The sequence below is a fragment of the Neorhizobium sp. T7_12 genome (assembly GCF_002968535.1).
Classification (GTDB): Bacteria; Pseudomonadota; Alphaproteobacteria; order Rhizobiales; family Rhizobiaceae; genus Neorhizobium; species Neorhizobium tomejilense.
In genome coordinates, this window is record NZ_PVBK01000003.1 from 19,293 (window position 1) to 45,005 (window position 25,713).

The 25,713-nt window shown below is 58.9% G+C and carries 21 protein-coding genes; 10 read left to right on the forward strand and 11 right to left on the reverse strand.

Translation table 11 applies throughout. The features are described 5' to 3' along the window. Positions 1–221 precede the first annotated feature (221 nt). Together C5J26_RS09090 and C5J26_RS09095 are read left to right on the forward strand one after the other, a co-directional pair. Positions 222–1,250, forward strand: a complete 1,029-nt coding sequence (locus C5J26_RS09090; RefSeq protein ID WP_105401476.1) for an alpha/beta fold hydrolase — start codon at positions 222–224, stop codon at positions 1,248–1,250. 183 nt (positions 1,251–1,433) lie between these two features. Then, positions 1,434–2,480 (forward strand): LLM class flavin-dependent oxidoreductase, encoded by a 1,047-nt coding sequence (locus C5J26_RS09095; RefSeq protein ID WP_105401856.1) that lies wholly within the window; start codon positions 1,434–1,436, stop codon positions 2,478–2,480. A 65-nt stretch (positions 2,481–2,545) separates the two neighbouring features. On the opposite strand, the gene C5J26_RS09100 is transcribed toward C5J26_RS09095, so the two are convergent. Then, positions 2,546–3,007 (reverse strand): nuclear transport factor 2 family protein, encoded by a 462-nt coding sequence (locus C5J26_RS09100; RefSeq protein ID WP_105401477.1) that lies wholly within the window; start codon positions 3,005–3,007, stop codon positions 2,546–2,548. A 433-nt stretch (positions 3,008–3,440) separates the two neighbouring features. On the opposite strand from C5J26_RS09100, the gene C5J26_RS09105 reads away from it, so the two are divergent. Then, positions 3,441–4,121, forward strand: a complete 681-nt coding sequence (locus tag C5J26_RS09105) for a response regulator transcription factor (protein WP_105401478.1) — start codon at positions 3,441–3,443, stop codon at positions 4,119–4,121. On the opposite strand, the gene C5J26_RS09110 is transcribed toward C5J26_RS09105, so the two are convergent. Then, the gene (locus C5J26_RS09110) at positions 4,118–5,332 is read right to left on the reverse strand and encodes a YbfB/YjiJ family MFS transporter (protein WP_105401479.1); all 1,215 of its coding nucleotides are present in this window, start codon (positions 5,330–5,332) and stop codon (positions 4,118–4,120) included. The genes C5J26_RS09105 and C5J26_RS09110 overlap by 4 nt on opposite strands. Before the next feature lie 168 nt (positions 5,333–5,500). Further along, positions 5,501–6,589: a nitronate monooxygenase family protein gene (locus C5J26_RS09115; RefSeq protein WP_105401480.1), complete on the reverse strand. Its 1,089-nt coding sequence runs from the start codon at positions 6,587–6,589 to the stop codon at positions 5,501–5,503. A gap of 282 nt (positions 6,590–6,871) precedes the next feature. On the opposite strand from C5J26_RS09115, the gene C5J26_RS09120 reads away from it, so the two are divergent. The 5 genes from C5J26_RS09120 to C5J26_RS09140 all read left to right on the forward strand — a co-directional run bounded on the left by C5J26_RS09120 (position 6,872) and on the right by C5J26_RS09140 (position 10,444). Continuing rightward, on the forward strand, positions 6,872–7,597 hold the full coding sequence (locus C5J26_RS09120) for an SDR family NAD(P)-dependent oxidoreductase (RefSeq protein ID WP_105401481.1): 726 nt from the start codon (positions 6,872–6,874) through the stop codon (positions 7,595–7,597). Continuing rightward, complete coding sequence (locus C5J26_RS09125) at positions 7,591–8,061, forward strand: RidA family protein (RefSeq protein ID WP_105401482.1); 471 nt, start codon at positions 7,591–7,593, stop codon at positions 8,059–8,061. Before C5J26_RS09120 ends, C5J26_RS09125 begins: the two co-directional genes overlap by 7 nt. A gap of 36 nt (positions 8,062–8,097) precedes the next feature. Then, on the forward strand, positions 8,098–9,087 hold the full coding sequence (locus C5J26_RS09130; RefSeq protein WP_105401857.1) for an enoyl-CoA hydratase/isomerase family protein: 990 nt from the start codon (positions 8,098–8,100) through the stop codon (positions 9,085–9,087). A gap of 150 nt (positions 9,088–9,237) precedes the next feature. Continuing rightward, positions 9,238–9,789, forward strand: coding sequence for a hypothetical protein (locus C5J26_RS09135; protein WP_105401483.1), 552 nt, complete (start codon positions 9,238–9,240; stop codon positions 9,787–9,789). A gap of 19 nt (positions 9,790–9,808) precedes the next feature. Next, a complete protein-coding gene (locus C5J26_RS09140) occupies positions 9,809–10,444 on the forward strand; it encodes an isochorismatase family cysteine hydrolase (protein ID WP_105401858.1) in 636 nt (211 codons plus the stop codon). Positions 10,445–10,556: 112 nt separating this feature from the next. Here the strand turns inward: C5J26_RS09140 and C5J26_RS09145 are convergent, their stop codons facing one another. From C5J26_RS09145 to C5J26_RS09165, 5 genes are all read right to left on the reverse strand, one after another. Beyond that, positions 10,557–16,172, reverse strand: coding sequence for an AAA family ATPase (locus C5J26_RS09145; RefSeq protein WP_105401484.1), 5,616 nt, complete (start codon positions 16,170–16,172; stop codon positions 10,557–10,559). 641 nt (positions 16,173–16,813) lie between these two features. After that, complete coding sequence (locus tag C5J26_RS09150) at positions 16,814–17,407, reverse strand: NADPH-dependent FMN reductase (protein WP_105401485.1); 594 nt, start codon at positions 17,405–17,407, stop codon at positions 16,814–16,816. A 47-nt stretch (positions 17,408–17,454) separates the two neighbouring features. Beyond that, positions 17,455–18,483: a D-cysteine desulfhydrase family protein gene (locus tag C5J26_RS09155; RefSeq protein ID WP_105401486.1), complete on the reverse strand. Its 1,029-nt coding sequence runs from the start codon at positions 18,481–18,483 to the stop codon at positions 17,455–17,457. 94 nt (positions 18,484–18,577) lie between these two features. Further along, positions 18,578–19,384, reverse strand: coding sequence for an SDR family oxidoreductase (locus C5J26_RS09160; RefSeq protein WP_105401487.1), 807 nt, complete (start codon positions 19,382–19,384; stop codon positions 18,578–18,580). Between the two features lie 38 nt (positions 19,385–19,422). Next, a complete protein-coding gene (locus C5J26_RS09165; protein WP_105401488.1) occupies positions 19,423–20,709 on the reverse strand; it encodes an epoxide hydrolase family protein in 1,287 nt (428 codons plus the stop codon). Between the two features lie 215 nt (positions 20,710–20,924). On the opposite strand from C5J26_RS09165, the gene C5J26_RS09170 reads away from it, so the two are divergent. Further along, the gene (locus tag C5J26_RS09170; protein ID WP_105401489.1) at positions 20,925–21,593 is read left to right on the forward strand and encodes a VOC family protein; all 669 of its coding nucleotides are present in this window, start codon (positions 20,925–20,927) and stop codon (positions 21,591–21,593) included. Positions 21,594–21,598: 5 nt separating this feature from the next. Here the strand turns inward: C5J26_RS09170 and C5J26_RS09175 are convergent, their stop codons facing one another. The 3 genes from C5J26_RS09175 to C5J26_RS09185 all read right to left on the reverse strand — a co-directional run bounded on the left by C5J26_RS09175 (position 21,599) and on the right by C5J26_RS09185 (position 23,748). Further along, a complete protein-coding gene (locus C5J26_RS09175) occupies positions 21,599–21,856 on the reverse strand; it encodes a 4-oxalocrotonate tautomerase family protein (protein ID WP_105401490.1) in 258 nt (85 codons plus the stop codon). A 107-nt stretch (positions 21,857–21,963) separates the two neighbouring features. Further along, the gene (locus C5J26_RS09180; protein WP_105401491.1) at positions 21,964–22,677 is read right to left on the reverse strand and encodes an SDR family NAD(P)-dependent oxidoreductase; all 714 of its coding nucleotides are present in this window, start codon (positions 22,675–22,677) and stop codon (positions 21,964–21,966) included. Between the two features lie 138 nt (positions 22,678–22,815). Continuing rightward, positions 22,816–23,748, reverse strand: a complete 933-nt coding sequence (locus C5J26_RS09185; protein WP_105401492.1) for a LysR family transcriptional regulator — start codon at positions 23,746–23,748, stop codon at positions 22,816–22,818. Between the two features lie 170 nt (positions 23,749–23,918). Here C5J26_RS09185 and C5J26_RS09190 point away from each other — a divergent pair, with 170 nt between their 5' ends. After that, positions 23,919–25,205 carry an epoxide hydrolase family protein gene (locus C5J26_RS09190; protein ID WP_105401493.1) on the forward strand — a complete coding sequence of 429 codons (1,287 nt, stop codon included), beginning with the start codon at positions 23,919–23,921 and terminating at the stop codon, positions 25,203–25,205. Positions 25,206–25,713 lie beyond the last annotated feature (508 nt).

Sequence of the window (25,713 nt, forward strand, 5' to 3'; positions counted from 1 at the left end):
TAGCCGCCATTGCACTTAGGTATCGCCAGCCGTCCCAAGATTACTATAGTCAACGGCAGCAAAAGCGATTCTGCGCATAGGCGTTGGGCCATACGTTGGTATACCCGAGACCTTCGTCCACTATCGAGCATGCCCCGCTTATCCCAAGCTCCGAGAGCGTACCTTCCTCCGAACAGAACTTCGGAAGGCGCTATCAACGTTCATCATCGGAGAAAGCAGTCATGCCAAATCTCAAGCCGACCAACCTCACACGCAGGTCCTTCAGCGGAGTTGCACTCGGACTGACGGGGGCGGCAATCCTTGCGAGACGGGCCAAGGGTGCAGACAAGACTGCTAACGCCCCGCGGCCTGGACTCAGTGCCGACAGACATATCGACGCCGGAGACCTCAATGTCGGATATGTCGAGCTTGGGCCAAGCGACGGGTCGCCGATTCTCCTCTTCCATGGCTGGCCATACGACATCAACAGCTTCGCCGAAGTGGCCCCATTGCTGGCAAACCAGGGTTATCGTGTGATCGTGCCGCACCTGCGCGGATACGGAAGCACCAAGTTCCTGTCGAAGGATACAATGCGCAATGGGCAGCAGTCGGCGCTTGCGGTGGACGCTATCAAATTGATGGACGCTCTGAGCATCGACAAGGCTACGGTCGCCGGCTTCGACTGGGGCGCGCGAACGGCCGATATCGTTGCCGCGCTCTGGCCTCAACGATGCAAGGGTCTGGTGTCAGTCAGCGGCTATCTGATCGGGAACCAAGCCGCCGGAAAGGCGCCGTTGCCGCCGTCCGCCGAACTCCAGTGGTGGTATCAGTACTACTTCGCGACGGACCGGGGGCGAGACGGGTACGAGAAATATACCAACGACTTTGCAAAGCTGATCTGGCAACTCGCTTCTCCAAGTTGGAGATTTGACAATGCGATTTTTGAACGAAGCGCTGCAGCATTTTCCAACCCAGACCACGTCGCCATCGTCGTGCACAACTATCGTTGGCGGCTGGGACTGACAGAAGGAGAGAAGCGGTTCGACGAGTTCGAAACCAAACTGGCGGCCGGTCCCGACATCCTGGTGCCGGCAATCACGATGGAAGGCGACGCCAACGGCGCGCCTCATCCCGATCCGAAGGCCTACGCTGGAAAGTTCAAAGCGAAGTACCAGCACCGCTTGGTATCGGGTGGGATCGGCCACAATCTTCCTCAAGAAGCCCCGAAGGCTTTCGCCGAAGCGGTACGGGACGTCGATTCCTGGGCGTGACGAAGACGTGGGCGGCGGGTTGACGTAGACGCCAATCACCAATCACCTATCGAATATCTCGATGGCTTTAATCGCAAAGTATAGGCTAGCGCGACGCTCGCCCGCTGTGTGATGAGAGGCGCGCTTGCCGCCGAAGAGGTTGCGGAGCTGTGGCGGCAACCACACCTTGAAAGGACTTCATCATTGGAGATCGGTATCGATAGTTTTGCGATGCTGCTGACCGACCCTGCAACGGGCCGATTGCAGTCAGCCGTCGATCGCATGGAGAGTGTACTTGTCGAGGTTGAACTGGCGGATCAAGTAGGCTTGGACGTTTTCGGAATAGGCGAGCATCATCGTGCGAACGCCCTTGATTCAGCGCCTGCTCTGATCCTGTCGGCTGCCGCCGCACGTACGAAGTCGATCAGACTGACAAGCGCTGTCGCTGTCCTCAGCGCCGCCGATCCCGTGCGCGTTTTTCAGGAGTTTTCGACCCTGGACCTCATATCCCGCGGACGAGCGGAAATTGTCGTGGGCCGCGGATCGTCCGTGGAGGCCTATCCGCTTTTCGGCTTCGACTTGCGGGACTATGAAGCGCTTTTTGTCGAAAAACTCGACCTGCTGCTGAAAATCAGAGAGCAACCCAGTTTCAAGTGGCAAGGCCGCTTTCGTCCTTCACTCAACGGCGAGGGTATCTTCCCTCGCCCGCACCAAACCACGTTGCCGATCTGGCTGGGCGTCGGCGGGACGCCCACATCTTTCGTGCGCGCTGGAACGCTCGGGTTGCCGCTAATGGTGGCCATCATCGGCGGGAGCTTTGAGCGCTTTCTGCCACTGGTCGAACTCTATCGCCGCGCGTGGCTTGCCGCCGGCCATCCGCCTGAGAATCAGACGATCGGCGTACATGCTCTCGGCTTCGTCGCTGATACCGATGAGTCTGCCAAAGAAGCGTTCTTCCCCGGCTGGTTTCAAATGTTTACGGAAGCAGCAAAAGAACGGGGCTGGTCGGCGCCGACACGCGCGCAGTTCGAACATATGTGCGGCCCAGATGGCGCGTTCCTGGTCGGTAGCCCACAAACGGTCACGGCGAAGATGCTGCATGTTGACAGGATACTGGGAGGGGTTTCTCGCATCACTCTCCAGATGAGCACTGCCGCGCTGGAGGTTGAAGCGATGCGCCGATCAATCGACCTGCTCGGCACAGCGGTTGCCCCAATCATTCGCCACAAATACGGCCTTACCTCGGAATGAGGTCAAGGGGGATCTCGATCAAGGGTTGGGAGAGCGCCGACGTATATCGGTGCTCCCGTCTTTTTCTATCCAAAGATCAATCTTCTGTAATCCGCTAGCATCTTGGGGTCCTCTACAGACCCGTGATGATGAAGCTGTCGCCAAGAGCCGTCCTTCCGCACGAACCAGCGCGTAGTACGGAAGGCGACGTCGAGCGCCTCCTTTGGCGTCCTGCACGCTCCACGTTCGCGGCCGACGAAGAGATGCCAGTCGTCAGCGCCCTGGCTCGTGAAGTCGTGGAAGGCGACCTGGACCTTCGCCTGCCCTTCGAAGAGTTTTGAATAGCCTTCAGCGATCTGCTCCCACCCGCGGCGAATCCCACCTATCGGGTTGTCCATGCTGGGCTCCGCCCCTCCGAGCCACACGGCTCTCAGCCCCGCGAGATCAGCTGCATTGAAGGCCCGGTAGAACTCGATCAGCGCGTCCAACGGGCCACCATCCCCCCGCTTCGTCTCGTCTCCGTCAACCTCTGTCAGATGCCAGTTCATCGGCAGTCTCCTCGTGTGTTCAATGAAGCCCCCGCAGTGACCGCGCGGCTGCCGCCGATGCTGGGGGTTCCGGTGACCATTCGTCGGTCGTGCGCCATGCTTCGGGGCCCACGACATAGAGCCAAGATGGCCGAGAATACCGGGCTGATCCATTGTACCAAGGTGTCATCAGGTCGCTGAAAATCTGCGGCAATCGGGGCTTATGCTTTTGCGGGAGTTCTGTCGGCGGATATCATGGGTATGGCGGTGTCTGGGCAGAAGCCCAGGTCGAGCCGTCGATACCATTGTACAATGGACTTTCGGGAAATGCGGTGCAATCTCGCTCGGTGGATCGCCGAAGATCTGGGTGTAGAGGCGTTGTCGTCGACGTCGCGTTTTGGTGGAGTACCTCCCCTGGACGACCACTTTGGCGCCTTCTTCGCGGAGGAAGCACATGTATCGGATGATCTCAGCAATGATTGATGCTACTCCCACATCTCTCGACGCAATCGGGTTGCCGACCGTCTTCGTAGTCGATGACGATATCTCAGTCAGAGAGTCTCTTGAGCTGTTGATCACATCAGCAGGGTGGCAGCCGCTTCTGTTCGAATCCGCGCAGGCCTTTCTTGAAGCGCCTCCGACATCGGCGCCGAGTTGCCTCGTTCTTGATGTCAATATGCCCGGTTTGAATGGTCTGGACCTCCAGAGCATGATCAGTGTCAGCGGCAAGAGGATGCCCATAATATTCGTTTCCGGGTTCGGGGACGTTCCCATGACCGTCAGAGCTCTTAAAGGCGGCGCCTTGGACTTTCTCACGAAGCCGATCGACTCCGCCGCGCTTCTGGACGCGATACAGTCCGCGCTGTCACGAAGCGAGGTGCTTTTGCGCGAAAGCGAAGAGTTGCTTCGACTGCAACGTTGTTACGACGCTCTCACGCGGCGCGAGCGCGAGGTGATGGTACGCGTGGTCAAGGGTCTTTTGAACAAACAAGTCGCCTTCGAACTCAATATCAGCGAGATTACGGTCAAGGCGCATCGTGGCCAGGTGATGCGAAAGATGGCCGCTCGGTCCCTTCCTGAGCTTGTCAACATGGCAGCGACACTTCGCCTCGAGAATGACTCCGAAATCAGCTAGCGGATTTCATGTCTACGGCGGTTTCCTTCTGCTGGGAACAGTATGATCATCAATACGAATATTCCTGCGCCGACGACGAGGGTGATACTGGCGATACCTAGTGCCAAAGCAAATCCGGCCTCGACGCTGGTCTCATGGCTCAAGATCGAGCCGACGGCGGGAGGTCCCATGATCTGCCCGATTGCAAACAGGGCCGTCAGCAATCCCATGTATTGCGCGTGATGAGCGGATCGGATCCTCCTCACCTCGTTCATCGCAAAGAAGCTTATCGCCGTAAAAGGGAGGCCTACGAGGGCGCTGCTCACAGCGAACCCCAAGGCGCCCTGCCAAACAACGGACAAGGCGACGCCAGCAGCCTGTACCAGATAGGAGCCGATGAGGTAGAGCCGGGCATCGGTGCTCTTCCTCACGCGCGCCGCCAATAGCGAGCCGGCCACCGCGAAAAGACCGAACAGGGGCCAGAAGACGGTAAGAAGAGGCGAACCCGGAACGGCGTTCTTTGCTATCACAGGAAGGTAGGTTGCGGTGATTATGTATCCAAATCCGGCCAATCCATAGGCGACCGCGAACAACGGCATTTCAGCGCGGGGAACTCTACCCGATGAGACCCGCGCAGATCCCAGGTTGTAGGGTTCGATCGTCTTGATCTTGTCTCCGAAGATTCCCCAGATGATGGCGCTTACGATGGCCGACATCGCCGCGAACATCACCCAGCTCGATTGGGCGCTGAACCCAGCGGCACCCATGATACTCGCTGCCACGCCGGACAGCGCGATACCGGCGCCAGGCCCTGTATAAATTGCGCTACCAATGGAGCCGGAAGTTTCGGACAGCTCCGCCAAGCACCAGCCAGACGTGAACACGAATCCCACTGCCGACGCGACGCCGGCCAGGAACCTGAGTGCGGTCCAGATGGAGGGCACGGGCAACGCCATGAGAGCCGTGAGAATGACCGTCATGGCGAGCGCTACCCTTATAACAGGCGTGTGGCCCCACTTCTTTGGCACCATCATCGCGGCAAGAGCACCAATCAGATATCCGATGTAGTTGGCCGTCGCGAGCTTGCCCGCAACTTGAAGGTCCAGAACACCGTCGTGCAGCATAATTGGCAGGATCGGTGTAAAGGCGAACCTGCCAACCCCCATCGCGATTGCGAGCGACGCCGATCCGGCAAGTACAATGACGAGGGGCTTTTTGATGCGATGGGACATGGTTCGACCTCCGGTCCGAACGAATCTGAGTTTACGTTGAGGCGGTTCCCGCCCCGCCGGCAGCCTTATCCGTCGAAAGGGATCGCCACCGATACCTTCTCAGATGGGTTGGAGCACCCGCCGCATACGTTCATCGACAGGGAAACTACCTGCCGCGAAGCGTTGCCATCAGGAGGCTCCGGAGCGCGCGCTGAAAACGGTCAACGCGTCATCGAACAGCGCCCGAGTCAGCTCGTGTGCAGGCAAGCGCTTTGCCAGTCGCGCGGCCTGCCCCGACCATAAGTTGGTAAAATCGTCCCTTTCAGCGGCTTCCGCTTTCACCCGAATGGATGCGAGCGCAGCGCCCGCTGTCGGAAACGGCGGTACACTCGCGGAAAGTGGCCCGAGCTCACGCATGATCCGATTCATGATGCCCCGCGCTGGCCGTCCCGTGAAGACGTTCGTGATGGCGGTATTGTCGTCGGTGGCCGACGCGAGTGCTCGCGCATGAACGGCCGGAATTTTCGCCTCCGGACAGAGCAGGTAAGCGGTTCCTACCTGAGCCGCGGCAGCGCCTAGCATCAAGGCCGCCGCTACGCCCCTGCCATCCGAAATTCCACCGGCCGCGATGACCGGAACCCTCACCGCATCGACGACCTGCGGGACCAGAGCGATCGTGCCCACCTGCGTGGACATGTCCTGGGTGAGAAAGTTGCCGCGATGGCCACCGGCCTCGAATCCCATGGCAACTATCGCATCCACTTCATTTGCCTCGAGCCAGGCGGCTTCCTCAACGGTCGTCGCCGAAGAAACGACCTTCGCGCCGGTGGCCTTCACGCGATCGACCAGATGCCGTACCGGAAGCCCAAAGTGGAAGCTGACGACCTTCGGGCGGAACTCTTCGACCACCTCGCAGAAGGTGCTGTCGAAGGGGGCACGTCCGGCACCGGCAACTGGCTCGGAAGGATCGAGACCGTGCTCCACGTAATAGGGTGCAAGCATCGAACGCCACCGAATCTGTGCCACAGGATCCTGGGTCGGCGTCACGTGGCTGAAGAAATTGATGTTGATTGGAGCGGACGTCCTGCTCTTGATGCGACAGAGAGCTTCGCGCAATTGCTCGACCGAATATTGTGCACTCGGAAGCGAACCTAGACCGCCAGAGTTGGATACCGCCACCACCATTTCGACGGTTGTCGCTCCCGCCATCGGCGCCTGGATGATTGGCAGATCAATTCCGAAGAGGTCGAGGATTCGGCGGTCGTTCCAGCGTGCCATAGGGAGCTCCAGTCGTATGCCATCGGAGGAATACTCTCCCGCCGCCGCCGACATCTATTGCACCTTGGTATCCCTGGGCGTTGTCACCCGATCCGAAGGTATCGAGGACACCTTCGTACAATAGCGTCCCAGTCCCATTTGGCGTGAAGGTCTCGGAAGAGCGTTGGAGACTTTCCGCACCGCTCCCGCATGATGGCCGGCTTAGCGATGGCGAAACCGGTGGGCGCCGCCGCTGACGGCGGCGAACCGAAAGAATGTCGCGTCGTGCAACGGAGGTAGAGGATGAGCATTCGCAAGACAGTGGTGATAACTGGAGCCTCCCAAGGCATCGGCGCGGGGCTCGTGAGGACGTTCCTCGACAAGGGCTGGAACGTTGTCGGCACATCGAGGCGCATTGCCGGCACGGACGTATTTGAGCGCTCGGACCGCCTTGAGCTTCTCGCTGGTGACGTCGGCGATCCCAATACGGCCGAGCGGGTGACGCAGCGGGCTATTCAACAGTTCGGATCGGTGGACGCGCTCGTCAACAACGCGGGGCTTTTCGTTACTAAGCCGTTCCTTGAATACACCATGGACGATTTCCGGCGCCTGTCCGCGACGAATATCGATGGATTCATTTATTTCACAAAGCACGCCATCAGGCAGATGCTCCGCCAGTCATCGGGAGGAAGTATCGTCAACATCACGACGTCGCTGACGGACCACCCGATTGCCGGCGTGACAGCATCCCTCGCCATGATCACCAAGGGCGGCCTAAATGCGGCCACGAAGAGCCTCGCGATGGAGTTTTCCAAGGATAAAATCCGAGTGAACGCCGTTTCCCCCGGCATCGTCGACACGCCGATGCATGAACACGATTCCAAAGATTTCCTGAAATCCCTTTCTCCGATGGGAACGATCACATCCGTCCAGGAGATCGTCGACGGCGTGATCTACCTGACCGAAGCCGCAAATATCACCGGGGAGGTGCTGCACGTCGACAACGGCGCACATCTGGGAAAATGGTAGCCGTGGATGCGGAGTCCCGCCTGCAGGAGCTGTCTCTTGTACTTCCGGCTCCTCCGACGCCGTTCGGCGCCTACGTGGAAACGGTCCAGTGCGGCCCACTTCTCTTCCTCAGCGGGATGCTGCCCGTCGTCGACCACAAGCCAATCTACCTGGGACTTGTCGGTCGGAACCTTTCGGTCTCGGAGGGTTACGACGCCGCGCGCGCAGCTTGCCTGAGTGGGCTCGCAGCTGCGCGTGTCCACCTTGGATCTCTGAACCGGGTACGACGCGTAGCCAAGCTTGGCGTGTACATCGCCGCACCAGACGATTTCCGGGAACATCCAAAGGTCGCCGACGGCGCCTCCGAGCTGCTTCTCGGCGTCTTCGGACAAGAGCGAATCCCGCCCCGCATCGTTCTCGGCGTCTCCAGTGTGCCACTAGGGATGCCGGTCGAAATCGAGCTCGTCTTCGAGATCGAAAACTGACGAATGCTCTTCTTTAAACCCAAAACGGAGGCTTTCATGAAGATCCCACCGCCCAGGCCAATAGACGTTGCCGCCGGGAAAGTTAAGTTCCTAGCAGCGGTTACACTTCTGTTATTTGCCGCGCCCGCCTATTCCGATCAGGCCGTGATCGCCGGAAAAGCAGATCAGCCGCCCAATAGTAGATCGTGGCCCACAAGCGAACGGCCGCAGATCAGGGTCGAAAAGCGTACTCCCGCCTACTGGCGCGTCTCGTTCGACAACCCTCCCTTCAACATCTTCGGCCCGGAAACAATTCCTCAGATGGAAAAGGTCGTTGCCGAGATCGAGAGCGATCCGGACGTCAGAGTCGTCGTTTTCGACAGCGCCGTGCCAGGCTTCTTCCTCACGCACTACAACTTCACGCCGCCGCTTGCAGAATCGACCAGCCTTCCCGCCGGCCGAACGGGTCTGCACCCCTTGCCCGACATGTTGGTTCGCATCAGCAAGGCGCCGGTGGTCTCGATCGCGTTGATCCGCGGACGGGCCACGGGCGTCGGCAGCGAACTTGCCCTTGCCAGCGACATGCGGTTTGCCAGCCGGGAAAAGGCGATCCTTTCGCAATGGGAAGTCGGAGCCGGGTTCGTTCCGGGCGGCGGACCGATGGCTCGCCTTCCAAGGCTTATGGGACGCGGGCGCGCACTGGAAGTCCTTCTCGGCTCAGACGACGTGAATGGCGACCTCGCGGAAAAATACGGCTACGTCAACCGCTCGTTCGATGACGACAAACTTGATCCATTCGTTGACGCTCTCGCCGCAAGGATCTCCGGTTTTGACCGTCACGCGATCGCCGACACGAAACGGCTGGTCGATTTCGCAAGCCTGCCGACCGATCCTGAGATCGGAGCTGGTTGGGATGCGTTCATCTCTTCGGTACAGCGCCCCGTAGCGCAGAAGAATATTGGCCGGCTAATGGAGATGGGGCTGCAGACAGATCCCGACGTCGAAGCCCGGCTCGGTCACTACACGGAGACGTTGGCCGAGAAGTAGGCAAAGCCGTATCCCTAGACGGCATCGCATCCGCGCAGATCACCTGAGCTGCCTGCAACTTGACGCATCGCGATTGCACACCCGCTCTTACCCAAAGAAGCCGCTGGATCGGTCGCATTCCATTACCCAAACAAGCCATGGAGACCTCACATGCACAGCATCGAAAACCAGATCGTCGACTCGAGTTTTTCCGCAATCATCAACGCTCCCATCGAATACATCGACATTCCGACGTGGTGCTTCGGCTTACCGGAGAAGGAATATCAGGGCTGCTCGCCGGCGCACATCGCGGCGGGGTCCACCACTGCGCCCGACGGCAGACGGATGTCGATCAATGTCGAGACGATCGGCGGAAGCCTGATGGTCCAGCATTATATCGAGACCCTAGGCGACAAGGACCATTTGATCCTCGACTCGGACTCCGACGTTTTTACTCCGACTGGTCGGACCACAATCCATGTCACCTGGGAACTCAGCGTCAAGAAACTCGATGAGACACGGTGTGAATTCACAAACCGAGTCCGATCCTATGCGACAGCAGAAATGCTCGCTTTTCTCGATCGACAGGGTATCCCGTTCGACATCTTCCGAACCCAACGCCAGCCGATGTCAATCGCGCACAACAAGGGGGAAACGCCGCTCTTCGCAGCAAGTATCGAGCGCGCCACGCTTCGCAGCATTTCGTCCACTAAGGCGGCCTGACAGGTGAATGGAGCTTTTCATGACACAACTATCCTATGACCGAAGCAACACCGGGCTGCTTGTTGTCGATCCGTACAACGACTTCATCTCGGAAGGTGGGAAGATCTGGCCTCGAATCAAGGAAGTAGCCGAGGCAAACGGCTGCGTACCCCATATGCTACAGGTCCTCGACACGGCCCGCGCCGCCAAATTACGAGTCTTCTTCGCCATGCATCACCGCTACCGTGTCGGCGACTATGAAAACTGGAAGTTCGTGGCGCCCATCCAGCGGGCGGCATGGCATCGAAAGAGCTTCGAATTTGGCACCTGGGGCGGCGAGTTCCGGGCCGAATTCGTTCCCCTGCCGGGCGAGGTCGTCGCGTCCGAACACTGGTGCTCGAGCGGCTTTGCAAACACTGATCTCGATCTGGAGCTCAAGAGGCACGGAATCCAGAGGCTCATCGTGATTGGTCTTGTAGCTCACACTTGCATCGAAGCTACGGTCCGCTACGCGGCGGAGCTCGGCTACGACGTCACCGTGGTAAAGGATGCGGTCGCTGATTATTCCGAAGAAATGATGCACGCTGCCTTGGAGATCAATATGCCGAGCTACGCCAGCGCCATTGTCGAAACCAAGGACATAATCGTGGCATTATCCTCGCTGGAACCGGCTTAAGCATGCCGAGCGGCGGCCGAAGAAAGCAAACCACATGCCGAGGTCATTTGGACCTTGGCGCCCCGGCAAATGTCGCAGGGTCGTCCCCTTGCCGCCACGAGACTTACCCCTACTAGTTGGTCCGAATATTTTCGTCGTCCAGTTCGTGCTGACGATAGGCCTGTAGGGGTATTTCGGAGCCGTCGGAGGATGCGTTGCGGTCAATCGCGCCAGCGGCCTCGCGAAGAACCGTGGGGATGCAAAAGCTGAAAGTAGCGCCCGGCCGATCTTCGGTCGCCACCCAGAGCCGCCCTTCGAGATTTTCGATGATGGAGCGACATATGGACAACCCAACGCCCATCCCGTTCACCTTGGTTGTGTAGAAGGCATCGAACAGCCGGTCCATAGCTTCAGGCGGCACGCCCATTCCTGAATCCTGGACATCGAGCCTCACTGTGGCGCCGTCGTAGAGGTAGGTCCGAAGCGTGATTGTTCTGGCGCGATCCTGGACATCCGCCACGGCTTCGATTGCGTTCAGAACCAAATTGAGGATCACTTGCTGCAATTGAACTCTATCGGCCCGGACGAATGGCAACTGTTCGGCGAATTCCGTCCTCAGGATCGCCCTGCTCCTCTGAACCTCGCCCGCTGACAGCGCTATCACTTCCTGCGCAGCCTCATTCAGATCGACCATCTCCAACGTCGGCGCTTGCTTTTGGAACATCGCCCTCAACCGCTTGATCACATCCGATGCGCGATTGGCGTCACGGATCGTCCTGCGGATCGTTTCGGCGAGGCTAATGAGATCGGGCGGATTCGCTGCCAGTAGCCGGGCGCCGGTATTGGCGTTCGTCAGTATGCCTGACAGGGGCTGGCTCACCTCGTGCGCAATCGAAGCCGTCATCGCGTTGAGCGCGGTCACCCTCGCCACGTGGGCGAGTTCACTTTGCGCCTCACGCAATCTCTCCTCGGTCCGCACTCGTTCAGTAACGTCGCGAACGGAGGTCACGAAATCGAGATTTTCAGCACGAACGGCTCGCCCGGTAGTATGAATGTGTTTGATCCGGCCATCCGGCATCGAAAGCCGGTACTCGCTGTCAAAGTCCTTCCCCTCCGTCATCGCATCGTCAAGGCACGCTCGAAACCGCCTCCGGTCGTCAGGGTGTATCCGCTCTATTGCGCGATCCGCAGAGGGAACGACCGACTGATCGTATTCCAGGATGGCGTAGAGTTCCTCGGACCAGAAAAAATGCCCCCTTCTGGAACTCCAGCCGAAACTACCGGTATGACTTATCTTCTCCCCTTGGGTCAGGAAAGTTTCGCTGCGTTGCAAGTCGGTGTAGAGGCCGGCATTCTCCAGCGAAACCGCCGCCTGCGATGCCAGCAGTTCAAGAACGTCGACGCGTTCCTTAGTGAAGGCGCCTGGCATCAGGCCGTTTTCCAGATAGAGCGCCCCGACAAGCTTCGTTTGCCTGACAATGAGCAGGCAGAGAACCGATCTCGAGTGCTTCAACCGAAGATAGTCATCATCGAAATACACCGGGGTTGAGGAAGCGTCGTCCAGAAGAACGCGCTGGTGCGTCCGCAGAGCGTATTGCAAAACGGATTGGGGCAAATCAGACGGGGTGATGGGCGAACTACGGGCCGCAACCTCGATTTCGCCGAACTCGGTGACGGCCTCAGCCTCGATCTGCGGCTGCCCATCGCGGACCATGACCAACACCCCACGCTCGGCCCCCGCGTGCTCGACCATGATGCGCATCAGCTTCTCGATAAGCTGGGGCAGAAGCATTTCGCCTGAAAGCGCCAGCGAGGCCTTCACGACGGCGGCAACGTCGAATTGCTGATCCGAGGGCGGCGTCGATATGTTGTCGTTAATCGCACCTGCAGTTGCTATCTTTGGGTCGCTGGCGGACAGTCGCTGCAATGCGCCTTGCGCGCCCCAGGTCTGATAGGCGTCCCGAGCTTTCGACAGATACATCTCTGCGATATCCTCGAAACCGCGAACCGCATATGAACGGGCGGCCTTTTCGCAAGCAATGGCCTCGACGTTCAAGAAGCCGTTGGCTCGAGCGGATCGAATTGCCTGAGCATATAACAGTTCGCCCTCCCGCTCACGTCCCTCCGAACGTGCAAGCTCGGCTCCGACCAGCGCCGCTCGACTTTCGAAATTCACCGGGCGATTATCTGCCCAGTCGCGGAGTTGCCGATGGTGTGCCCTAAGAGCCTCCAGATGTAGGAGCGTTTGCTCAGGCATGTAGGAGGGATCGGCGTCGAGTGATCCGGCGTGGGCCAAGGCAGCATAAAAATGATAGTCGGCGCCTTCTAGGTTTGGCAACGGTTGCAAAAATAGCGTTTGTAGCCGGGCTGCGGCTTCAAGCGCTGCCGCATAATCTCCCATGAATACGTGTGCCTGCATTCTTCGGCTCCAATAAAGATCGGCGACAATCGCGGGGTTTGGAGCCTCCCCCAGTCTACGTTCGAAGGTTTCCTCCTCAAATTCGTTACCGTCGAAGGTTCTGAAGTCACACGGCAATCCGCGGAGCGATCGGATCAGTCGAAGTTGGCCGATGATGTAGGAGGCGGCGATGCGGGACCCCGAGCGGCGCGCAAAATCAAGACCCTCGGTGGCCACGTAATCGACGTCGGTGAGTGTATCGCCCGACGAGATCATGTTCCCAACGATATTGCTGTGACAGTAACCAATGTACGCCAGATCGCCATTCTTGGTCGCCTCATCCAGGGCTCGTTCAATAAAGGAGCGCCCAAGTCGCAGATGCTGAGCCCAAGAGCTGATCCCCGTTCCGAAGCTGAAATAAACGCGCCCTTTGAACGCCTCGAATCCTGGTTTATCTACGAGATCAAGGCTAAGCTGGCCGAAGCGCAGGGCCGACGAATAATCTCCGAAATCATGGATCAGCACCCGGCCAAGTGAGACGTATCCGACGGACGAAGCCGCACTATTGCCGTGCTCTATGCTGACGTTGACCATGAGCGCAATAAGCAGTTTATGCAGCCTCGGATCTTGATACACCGCGGAGAGTACGAGCCTGTTCAGAACATCGATTGCGGCACGCATGTTCGGGTTTTTCATTTCAGGGAGGTCGCCCAGATCCTCAATCGGGCGAGTTCCGAGCTGCTTCCAGATTCGCTGATATTGCTCTTCGACCTCAACGTCGGCAGGGTGTGGGGAAAGCTCAAAACCGACTTTTTTCAGAAATTCTAGGCCAACCTCGAAAGCGTGCGCAGGTCGACCAAGAATGATGTAAAGATCCACGAGAAGGCATGCCACCGCAGCCTGATCCACAAGGTTGGCGGCACGGCTGGCAAGCTTGGAAAGCCGATCTTCCGCACCCAACAATTCACCGGTCAAGAATTCGCATTCGGCGTGCTGCAGTTCTATCCCGAAGACAAGGGAGTACTGCCGGTTCCAACACTCTTTCGTCAGCAAAGCGCGGGCCGCGGAGAGGAACGACAATGCCGATGCGTAGGCCGCAGCATTTTTCGAGCGCCTTGCCGCCAGCAGATTGAGCTGCGCCACTTCCGCACGCTCGCCCGAGGAAGAGAGCAAAGTTGAACTCTGATTGAACTGGCTGACAATTTGGAAAATTACTCCGTCACGCTCCTCGGGCGGTGTTTGTGCCAGGAGAAGCCGTCCAATCCGAATGTGAATCTCCGCCCGCGCATCGTCATCAAGCAGCGAATAGGCTGCCTCCTGAATACGGTCGTGCTGAAACGCGTAGACTTCGTCTGAATACATCAGCATTCCCGCCCTGACCGCTTCGCGTAAAGCTTCACGAACGTCCTCAGGCGACGTCTGGCAGACTTCCGCCAGAAACCCGACGTTAGCGGCGGTACCAAAGCAGGCAAGATGACAAAGCATCAGCAAGCTTTGGCTGGCGAGGCGATTGAGGCTGGCAACCATGAGGTTGACCACATTGTCACTATAACCTTTCGCGCGGATACCGGCCGCGTCCCACGCCCAGCTCAGATTCGCGTGATCAAAAAACAACAGTCCTTCATCTTCCAATGCCTGGAGAAATTGGACCGCGAAGAACGGGTTTCCGCCGGTTTTATCGTGGATGAGCTCGGCGAGCGGGTATGCGTGTTCCTGGTCGCACCGTAGGGCGTCACCAATAATCCGGCCGAGATCGGCGTCTCTCAGAGGCCCTAGCGAGATAGTTTCTACGCTCGCTCCCGCTGCATGCAGCGAGGCGAGCTTTGGTACGAGCCGGTGCGTAGCATCGACCTCGTTGTGGCGATAGGCGCCGATCAACAACAGATCCCGAACGTCCCCTTGTGTCATCAGATCTTCAAGCAGGTCGAGTGTTGCGGTATCGACCCACTGCAAGTCGTCGAGAAAAATAACCAGCGGTTGCCGCGGACGTGCGAAGGCGCTTATGAAGCGTCGAACCACTGTTCGGAACCGGAGCTGGGCTTCTTTGGGTGACAGACCGGAGACCTGCGGCTGTTTTCCGACAATAAGCTCGAGTTCTGGAACCAGGTCCGCCAGCAACGCTCCATTCGCCCCCAGCGCCGCATTAAAGGCCTCCTGCCATTCCAGTAGTTCGGTTCCTTGTTTGCTCAAGACGTGGCTGACGAGACTTTGGAAGGCCTGCGCCAGAGTCGTGTAAGGAATATCGCGCATGTACTGGTCGAACTTGCCCGCCGCAAAAAGGCCTCGAGGCGGAGCAAGCGTCCCGAACGTTTCATGGACGAGGGAAGATTTCCCAATACCTGAGTAACCCGAAATAAGGATGAGTTCCGGTTTACCTCCCTCGACGACACGATCGAAAGGCGCCAGCAACCCGTTTCTTTCGGAAGCGCGCCCATATAACTTCTCGGGTATGAGCAAATGGCCCGGCACGTCGTTTTCGCCAGGGGAGAACATTTCAACGCGGCCATGAGCGTCCCACTCCTGGAGACATCGCCTCAAATCCCGCTCTAGGCCCGCTGCAGTCTGAAATCGCTCCTCTGCAGATTTTGCTAGTAGCTTCATGATAATGGCCGACACTGTCTCAGGGATATCTGGACGTCGCTCGCTCGGAGGTTTCGGCAGCCTTGCGATCTGGCAATGCACCCACTCCATTGGCTCGGATGCGTTGAAGGGCAACGTGCCCGTCAGCAATTCGTACAGGGTAACGCCCAGTGAATAGAGATCGCTTCGAGAATCGATATTGCGATTCACCCGTCCCGTTTGTTCCGGCGCCATGTAGGCGAGTGTTCCGGCGATAGTTTCCGGCGGGCGCGGTGTTTGACGTTCGCGAGGCAGTTGGGAGGCAATGCCAAACCCGATAAGCCACACGCGATCAAAGCGGTCTACAAGTGCATTCGCCGGCTTGACGTCCTTATGAATGAGCCCCTGCCGATGGGCTCCCCCCAGCGCCGCAGCCATGCCGATCGCGATGCGCAGGAAACGACCCAAATCTATAGCGGCTTCCTGATGCTGCTCGATGATCCAATCCAGGGGTTCTCCTCCCGGATCTTCAAGAACAAGGATCGGCTGGCCTTCATGACGTACAAGGTCAATGGGTTGAACCGCCCAAGCTGAGTCGAGCTTATCCGCAAGCAGGTATTCCTGCTTGAGCCTATCGAGGTTATGGGCGGATCGTCGCCCAGAGACTGCGACGCCGAGGACCTTTTTCTGGCTGCCAACCTCCTTGCCACGATAGAGGGCATAGTCCCTGCCCTGACGGAACGGCTGCGCCTCGAAGCCGAAACTATCTGCGGCTGACAGACCTCGTGTCATCAAGCGACCCGTTACGACAGGAGAGGGAAAAGGCTCTCCACCCTTTGATACGCGCTATGTGCCGGCTTCGTTGCCCGAAAGGCGTGGAATTTCGTTCCTCGCCTCGTCATGGAGATGTGCACCCGTGACCTGACGATTGATAAGAATTTTACTAACGCAGAAGTACTTTGCAATACTATAAAGCTGTCCCCCAGCTTCAAGGAGGACATCGCGCTGCCACCTCCTCCCACCAGAGACCGATTTTTATCAGCGTCCACCTGTCTAAAAGCCAAGCTATGTCCAGCTTCTCGACCGATAGCGCATCGAACGGGAGCGCTGGGCCGCCTACCGGCCGGCCGCGTTGTGCTGAAGGCTGAGCTATCTTTGGAATGGGAAGCAAATTGAGCGAAAGAAATTGCGCTGAGGGAAACGTAGAAATTTGACTATCACCGCAACCTTTTCATCCAGAGAGGTTTGGATCTTGTCGCGGCAGCGCGTCTGCACAGTCCCGTCGGCCGAGGGCCAGACAGCTGGGTTACAGCACCTCTGGCAAGACGGCTTCCGCTCGCCAGAGGCTTTGCCCTTCAGAGCCGGCTGAGATTCCCCAACAAGTGACAATTCGAAAGCGCCAAGTATATCCTGGATAGCAGCGTCTCCACCACTCAGATTTCTGCTGCTTTAGCCGCCATGGTTGCCTTCGCCCACCAGACCAATTCATCCAGGGCAGTTTTGGCTGAAGGCAAAAGATTCGCTTCGATCTCTTCAATTGCCTTATTCCCTCCCATCGGAGAGATCGCGAAGAAGTCCCCGCCGCCGATATGAACAGCGGCATGAGTCGAGACCATCTGCAGTTCCACGCCGATCCCGCGCAGGTGTTCGAGCGCACGGGATCCACCGGCGCTGCCGTAGGCGATGGCGGTAAAAGGTTTGCGGCCCCATTCCGTGTAAGACTGATCGAGGGCGTTCTTCAGCACTCCGGTGACGGAGCGATTGTATTCTGCCACGACGAAGATGTAGCCATCATAGCGGCCTACGGTCTGCTGCCAGCGCACCGCTTCCGGGTTCTGGCTGGGCGCCCAGGCATTCGAGGCCACCTCGTCGAAGAAAGGCAGTGGATGGTCGCGCAGGTCGACCAGTTCGGCTTCCATATCATCGCGCGCCCGCGCCTGTTTCAATATCCACTGCGCTGGTCTGTCGGCGAAGCGGGTCGGACGGGTCGAGCCGACGATGACTGCGATCTTTGGTTTCAGAGCCATTTTTATCCTCATGTTGTTGTTTGTGTTCCTGACCCCCGTTCTAAGGATCAATTGCTGTTCAGGGCATCCGCGTACGCAAAGAGCCCAGGGGAACCTCCGGTCATGACAAACAGGACATTTGTTCCTGGCGAGATGGTGCCGTTCTGGATGTCGGAAAGCAGACCGGCGAACGCCTTCCCCCCATAGACAGGGTCAAGAAGCAGGCCTTCCGACCGACCCACAATGGCGACTGCCTCGACCATGTCCGGCGTTGGAGCGCCATACCCATCACCGAGTTGGGTGCCGCTGATTTCCAAATCCTTCGGGCCTACTCGCTCGCTCTTCGAAAGAAGCGCGAGGACGACATTGGTCTTGTCGACCGTTGCCAGGAGGGACGCATTTTCGGCCGAAAGGACGGTGTACGCCCTTATCCGGGAAGGATCCTTGCCGGCGACCACCATTCCGGCAGCGAGGCCTGCGTGCATCCCGCCACTGCCGTTCGGAATGATTATCTGATCGAAGTCCAATCCCAACTCGGCTGACTGCAACGCAATCTCAAAAGCGCAATCGACATAGCCAAGACATCCGGTCGGAGTCGAACCTCCGAGGGTAGCCATAAATGCCTTTCTCCCAGCCGCGGCGATCTCGGACGCTATATCAGTGGCGAACTTTGAAGCGTCTTCGCCCTTGGCAAGGATATGGACACGTGCGCCAAACAACCGATCCAGGAGGACATTGCCGTTGCCCTGATAAATCGAGCTGTCGCGGGGGACCATTTGCGCAAGAACCAACTCGCATGCCAACCCGGTCTTCGCGCAGGCCGCGGCGGCTAACCGAGCGAAATTCGACTGAACCCCGCCGATAGCAATCACCGTGTCGCACCCTTCGAATTTGGCCTGTCCAACCAGGAACTCAAGCTTCCGGAGCTTGTTGCCACCGCCGCCCAACTCCATGAAGTCGTCTCGCTTTGCCCAGATCGAGACGCCTGCTCGTCGATCTCCAAGCAGTTGTTCGAGACGATCCAATCGTTGGATCGGCGTCGGTCCCGCTATCAGGCGCACCCGAGGAAACCGGCTAAGCAGATCAGGCTGACTCATTGTTTTCGCTTCCCATTGCCTGTTGATAGGGATCGGCGTCGCAGGTGGGTACAGGCGACAGGCGAGATGCCAGGTGGTCGCGCCGAACTGTCCGCTACGCTGGCGCCGGCGTCCGATACCGCGGCGCCGGAATGTTCCGGGAAAGGTTAGGCATCAGCTTCTGCCTGGCGGCCTCGTAGGTGTCCCAGTCGTTTGCGTCCGGCACGGACGGGAGGGTGATCAGCTCGCCCATGTCGAGACCAGCCAAAGCGGCGTCGACCGCGTCCTCCGCCTTCATGACCATCTGGCTGGGAAGACGATCGAGAGAGCCCCCAGAGGCTTCCCAGAAGGGAGTCTCGACGGCACCCGGAAGAATCGCCTGGATTCGAACGTTCTTATCCGCCAGTTCCTTCTGAAGGGAGAACGTCAGAGCGATGACGAATGCTTTCGTCGCGCCGTAGACGCCGTTGAGAATTTCTGGTGCGATGCCCAGAGCGGAGGCCATGTTGACGATAGTCCCGTGCCCTCGCGCGACAAAGGATGGCGCCGCGGCGTAAACCAACCGGGTCAGGGCCGTGACGTTGACTTTGATCATTCGTTCCATGTCCTCAACGTCGGACATCAGGAGCGGCTCGACCGCTCCGACGCCAGCATTGTTGACAAGCATCGTGATCGACGGGTCGCGTCGAAGGATTCCCTCGATTTTCAGGAGATCCTCCCGCTGACCTAGATCCGCCCGCACCGTGGTCACGCTTCGCCCGGTCGCATTTGCAATCACCTTGCTTACCCTGGTGAGCGAATCCTGGCTTCGCGCAACGAGTATGAGGTCGTATCCGCGACGTGCCAGCCTGTCGGCATAGAGCGCCCCGATGCCCGACGATGCGCCGGTGATCAGCGCAGTACCTTTTGGGAAGTTGTTCATGTGTTTACTCCTTGCTGATGCAGCAACCGCAGAGATGGTCAACGCAGCGTCCTGAAGGCCGCACGCAGTTCCGAAGTGAAGAGGCTCGGCTCTTCCCAGGCGGCGAAGTGGCCGCCTTTGTCGACTTTGTTGTAGTAGATGAGATTGTGGTAAGCCTTCTCGGCCCAGCTTTTCGGCGCCTGGTAGATTTCGCCGGGGAAAACCGTGATCGCCGCCGGGATCGAGATGTCGACCGCGTTGAAGTTGTTGGCGTTGTTTTCCCAATAGAGGCGCGCGCCGGACGTCGCGGTTCCGGTGAACCAATAGAGCGAGATGTCGTCCAGCATCTCGTCCCTCGTCAGGGATTTCTCCGGATCGCCGCCACTGTAGGTCCAATCCGCGAACTTGTCATAGTACCAGGCGGCGAGACCGACGGGAGAATCCGTCAATGCGTAGCCCAAGGTCTGCGGTCGCGTGACCATCATGAGAGCGTAGCCCGCTCCCTTCGTATAGAGCGCGTTCATCTGCTCATAGGCAGCCTTCTCGTCTGCAGACAGGCCGGCCGGGGCCGGTTCGCCATTGGCAAGCGCCTTGGCGATATCGGGCGGAACGGTCGCCGGCATGTTCGTGTGTATGCCAAGCAGTCCTTCCGGCGCCTGGGCGGCCATCTTGTCGGACACCACGGCGCCCCAGTCGCCGCCCTGCGAGACGTAGCGGTTGTAGCCGAGCCGCTTCATAAGAACATGCCAAGCCCGCCCTATGCGGTCAGGACCCCATCCGGTCTCAGTCGGGACCTCGGAAAATCCGTATCCAGGCATGGAGGGGATCACGACATGGAAGGCCTCATCGGCGGTGCCGCCGTGAGCCGTCGGATCGGTGAGAGGCCCGATCGTCTTGATCAGCTCAAGCACGGAACCCGGCCACCCATGAGTTATGACCAGCGGTAGCGCGTTTTCGTGCTTCGACTTTACATGGATGAAGTGGATATCGAGGCCGTCGATCTTCGTCATGAACTGCGGGTAGGAGTTCAGCTTCTTCTCACCCTTGCGCCAGTCGTATTCAGTCCCCCAGTATTCGATGAGCGGTTTCAGCTTGTGAAGTTGAGCTCCCTGCGACCGATCTGCGACGGTTTCCTTCCCCGGCCAGCGAGTGGCGCGTACGCGGCGACGAAGTTCGTCGACCTCCTTTTGGGGAATGGCGGCCTTGAAGGGCCGAACTGTATCGCCGGCGTCAGCAGCGCGCACCTTCCGAGGCAAAAGACTAAGGGCGGCTGTCGCGGCGGTGGCGGCGACGAATTCCCGCCGGGTCGGCGACGGGGCTGTTGTCACTGTTACTTCGTCTGACATGACGTTCTCCGTTAGGATCAAGTTGATCTGGATGTGCCATAGGGATCGTCCTGCACCGGCTCGGACGCTATTGCACGATGGTATCGGCGATACCTTTGGGTGAATGGCGACCATGCCTCGGCTAACCGACACCTTTGCACAATGGACTGAGGCCCTGCGCAGTCACATCGTCGGGCGAACACCCAGACGATGGTTCAGCCAAGAGAGAGCGAAAAATGACTGTCCAGGAAACCAAACATCCCAAGGTCGCCGTACTGCATGATATCGACATGAAGCTCGAAGTTGTGGTCATTCCTGTCTCCGATGTAGATCGAGCAAAATCCTTCTACACCGGGCTCGGATGGCGGCTCGACGCTGACGTCTCCGGCACGGATGACTTCCGCGTCGTGCAGGTGACGCCGCCCGGCTCGCCCTGCTCCGTCATCTTCGGGAAGAACATCACGTCAGCCGCGCCGGGCTCGGCACAAGGGCTCCATCTCATCGTATCGGACATCGAGGCTGCCCATGGCGCGCTCACCGGGCGCGGAGCCGAGATAAGCAGCATCTTCCACGATGTCGGCGGTGTCTTTCACCACAACGGCCAAGAAGGGCGGTCCGCCGGCCCTCATCCCACCCGTGCTAGCTACGGCTCGTTCGCATCCTTTAGCGATCCGGACGGAAACGGCTGGATCTTTCAGGAAGTCACCACACGGCTACCTGGCCGCATAGACGCTGACGGTGCTACCTTCGCTTCAGCGAACGATCTCGCCGCGGCCCTTCGACGGGCTGCCTCAGCCCATGGAGAGCATGAAAAGCGAACGGGTGGCGACCACAGTCAGACCTGGCCCGACTGGTATGCGGAATACATGGTCGCCGAGCAGTCCGGGAGCGCGCTGCCATCCTGAGCCAGTCATTTGGCTGAGCGGGTCCCATTACCCGAGGCCTTGGAGAGAAGCTTCCGATATTCCGCCGTGGGAAGGCCGCCCCATCCCCAGTTCTCGAGCTCAACCTCCTCGATTACGACATAGGTCGACTCAAGCGGCTTGTTCAGGACGTCGAGCATGACGTTGCTGACGCCTGCGATGATAGCGGCCTTTTCTTCGGCAGACACGGATGAACGGCCGGGCGTCGTCCCCTCCCGCGTAACCTGTACGGTGACAATTGGCATGATCTTTCCTTTCTTTCGGTTGACGGTGCGGATGTCGGCTTCGCCGGTGGCCTGCGACCGCAGTGTGTGAAAGGTGCCGGTCGGATCAGACCGGCGCCCCGACCTTGCTACCAGCGACCAGCGCTCTGCCCGCCGTCAACATGAAGGATTTCGCCGGTAATGAAGTTTGCGCCTTCGAGGTAGATCACTGCGTCCACGATATCGCGTATGTCACCCATACGTCCGACCGGGTGGAGCGCCGACATCGCCTCGTATGTTTCCGGCGGGTTCATCGGAGTCTTGATGATCCCCGGCGAGACAGCGTTTACTCGGACGCCGGATTTTGCGAATTCGATCGCCAGTTCTTTCGTGACGGCACTGAGGCCACCCTTGGTGAGCGACGCAAGGGCCGCGGGTACGCCAGCAATCGGCTGGTTCACGAGACTCGTGGTGATGTTGACGATGTGGCCGGAACCCTGCGCAAGCATGGTTTTGGCGGCGCGTTGGGTGATGTGGAAAAAGCCGGAGATGTTGACCCCGAAATTGTGGTCGAAGTCCTCCTGCGTGAAATCGACGAACGGCTTCGCAACGAACACGCCGGCATTATTCACTAGTGTGTCGATACGGCCGAAGCGATCAATCGCCTCGCGTACGACGCGCTCTGCGGTCTCCGATCTGGCGATGTCGCCGGGGACCGCACCTACCCCGAGGTCGGATCCTTGCCTGATCGACCTGGAGGTGGCGACCACCCTATAGCCCCGATCCCGATAGGCGTGTACCAGCGCTTCTCCGATGCCCTGCGAGGCACCGGTGATGATGGCGACCTTCTGTTGATTGCTCATGATTAGCATCCTTTCAAGTGCACCGGCCACCGTTCGGGCCGTGTCCGCGCCTTTGCGTCGGTAGACCTGATTTAGATGCTTCCGCTGATCGGGAGAATTCTCAAAATCCGCACGATACTCCACCGCCAAGCGGCACAATCATCGTAGAGAACCACTCTGCATTGCGATGCGTGCCAGTTCTACTCGCAGCCGGGGCACAGCAAAGTCGAGAAAGGCTCGTACTTTCGGAACGGCATTTCGTCCACGCGGCGCCAGGAGGTGGACCGGAAGTGCGGCGGGTTCGTCCGCCGCAAGTACGACCTGTAGCCGACCATCTCGAACCAGGTCCGCCACATGATAGGAATAGAGCCGGGTAACGCCCATGCCCCCCGCCGCGGACGACGCCGCTGCCCGCACATTGTTGACCACATAGCGTGGCAAGAAGTGCACGGTTCTCGGAATCGACGATCCTCGAGCGGGTGTGAAGCTCCAGGAATCAAGGCCGAAATTGGAGAAAGCGATGATCTGATGTTTGGACAGGTCGGACGGCTCGTCGATCACCGGATTGCTTGAAAGATATCCCGGAGAGGCGACCACGACCCGCCTGACATCCCCTCCGATGCGGGTCGAGATATGTGTCGAATCGGTCAGATCGCCGATGCGCAAAGCGACATCGACTCCTTCATCGACCATGTTGACGAACCGGTCCAGCATCAGAAGCCGAACTGAAACACTCGGATGCTCCCGAAGAAAATTATCGAGGATCGGCCGAAGAACCTCCTCCCCAAGGATCGGCGGAGCTGAGACGGTCAGATTACCTCGAGGTGAGGACCGTTCCGCTCCGGCGATGATGTCAGCCTCCTCCAGATCAATAAGCACCCGCCGGCACGCTTCAAAATATCGCTGACCGGCTTCGCTCAGCTTCAGGTTCCTCGTGGTGCGGTGTAACAATTCGACGCCGACATGCTGCTCGAGCAGGCTCACGGCCCTGCTGACCGCCGTCGGGGATCTCTTCAGCCTGCGCGCGGCGGCGGCAAGGCTCCCCTCGTCGACGGCCGTGACGAAGACCCTCATTGCGTCGATCCGATCCATTCCCCTGCTCCACGGCTTTCTATCGGCGGATAAACTCATCCAAGGCTTTGCCCGCCAAGTAAATATACAAGAACGGATCCAATGGTGTCGGCGACACCTTGGTGCAATAGATCGATCGACGATCCAGTGGAAGGCTCCGACGCGTCTAGGTTCACACGAAGGAGCGCGCCATGTCACCAATCTCACCATCAGTCACCCGTCGAACTCTGTTGCTCACCGCCGCTGCTGCTGGAGCGCTCGGCGCCGGACAACGAGCGGTCGCCATGGCCAAGGGCGACGGTGGCGAAATCCACCCTTTCACGTTCAAGGCGACTGACGCCCAGCTCGACGAGCTCCGCCGCCGCATCAGGTCTACGCGGTTCCCGGAACGCGAGATCGTCGATGACAGCTCGCAGGGCGTCCAATCTTCCACAATCAAAAAACTGGCCAAGTACTGGGCGGAGAACCACGACTGGAGAAAGGTCGAGGCCAGACTTAACGCGCTACCCCAGTTCACCACGAGGATCGACGGCGTCGATGTCCACTTCATTCATGTCAAATCGAGACACGACGGTGCCCTGCCGATCATTGTGACTCACGGCTGGCCTGGATCAACCATCGAGCAGATGAAGATCATCGAGCCGCTGACCAACCCTACGGCACACGGCGGCTCGGCTTCCGATGCCTTCGACGTAGTGATCCCCTCCATCCCCGGCTACGGATTCTCCGGAAAGCCCGAAGAAAAGGGGTGGGATCCCATCCGCATCGCGCAGGCGTGGATCGAGCTGATGAACCGCCTGGGCTATGCGAGATACGTGGCGCAGGGCGGAGACTGGGGCGACGCCGTGACGGAGCAGATGGCATTGATAGCGCCCCCGCAGCTGCTCGGCATCCATGTCAACATGCCAGCCACCGTTCCAGACGACATCGCTGTCGCGCTCCGTCCGGGTGGCACGAAACCCGCTGATCTGTCTCCTGACGAGGATCATGCCTTCAATCAGCTCGACGACTTCTACAAGCACGGTTTGGGTTATGCGATCGAGATGGCGAACCGGCCCCAGACCCTTGTCGGGATCGCGGACTCTCCCGTCGGGCTTGCGGCATGGATGATCGACCATGACATCCGGAGCTACGAGTTGATAGCGCGCGTGTTCGACGGCAAGTCCGAAGGGCTGACACGGGACGACATCCTCGACAACGTCACGCTGTACTGGCTGACGAACACTGCCGTCTCATCCGCTCGTCTCTACTGGGAGAACAAGCTCGATTTCTTTGCGGTCAAGAACGTCAAGATACCGGTCGCCGTCAGCGTCTTTCCAGACGAGATATACGCGGCGCCGAAAAGTTGGACGGAGCGGGCATATCCGAAGCTGATCCATTTCAACAAGCTCGCCAAGGGCGGGCACTTCGCCGCCTGGGAACAGACGAAGGTATTCTGCGAAGAGCTGCGTAGTGCGTTTCGCTCCGTCCGCGGATAAAGCGTGGATAGGTTCTTGGGTGTCGAAGTGGAACTGCTCTGCATATCACGCAAGTAGCGAGGCGGTTTCATGAGCCGCCGACGCGGGCTTCTCTAAAGCGACACCAACACCATAGTACAATAGGCCGACCGCCGCGCATGGTACATGATCGTGCGCGACGGGCCTTCGCGCCCAACGCGTGGCGATGGATGATCAGCAGTTATACTCCAACAAATTGGGTAGTCCTTGTCGAGATGGTACTTCATAACGAACGAGCGATCTGAAACCATCCACTTGACGGGTTCGCAACTGAGACGTCCCAGATACGTCCGCGGGCGCTATCGAAATGTGCTTCCGCCAATCAGTCCCACCCCATATCGACCCCATCGGTCTCGCCCTGATTGCGACAGGGTTGGCACGGATTCAACGCTCGAAACTGGTCTGCTCGACTTCAAAGCCACGATCACGTTTGGCGGTAAAACTGCTCCAGTGGTCACAGGGACGCGGCCGCTCGTGGCCGCTGGCCACA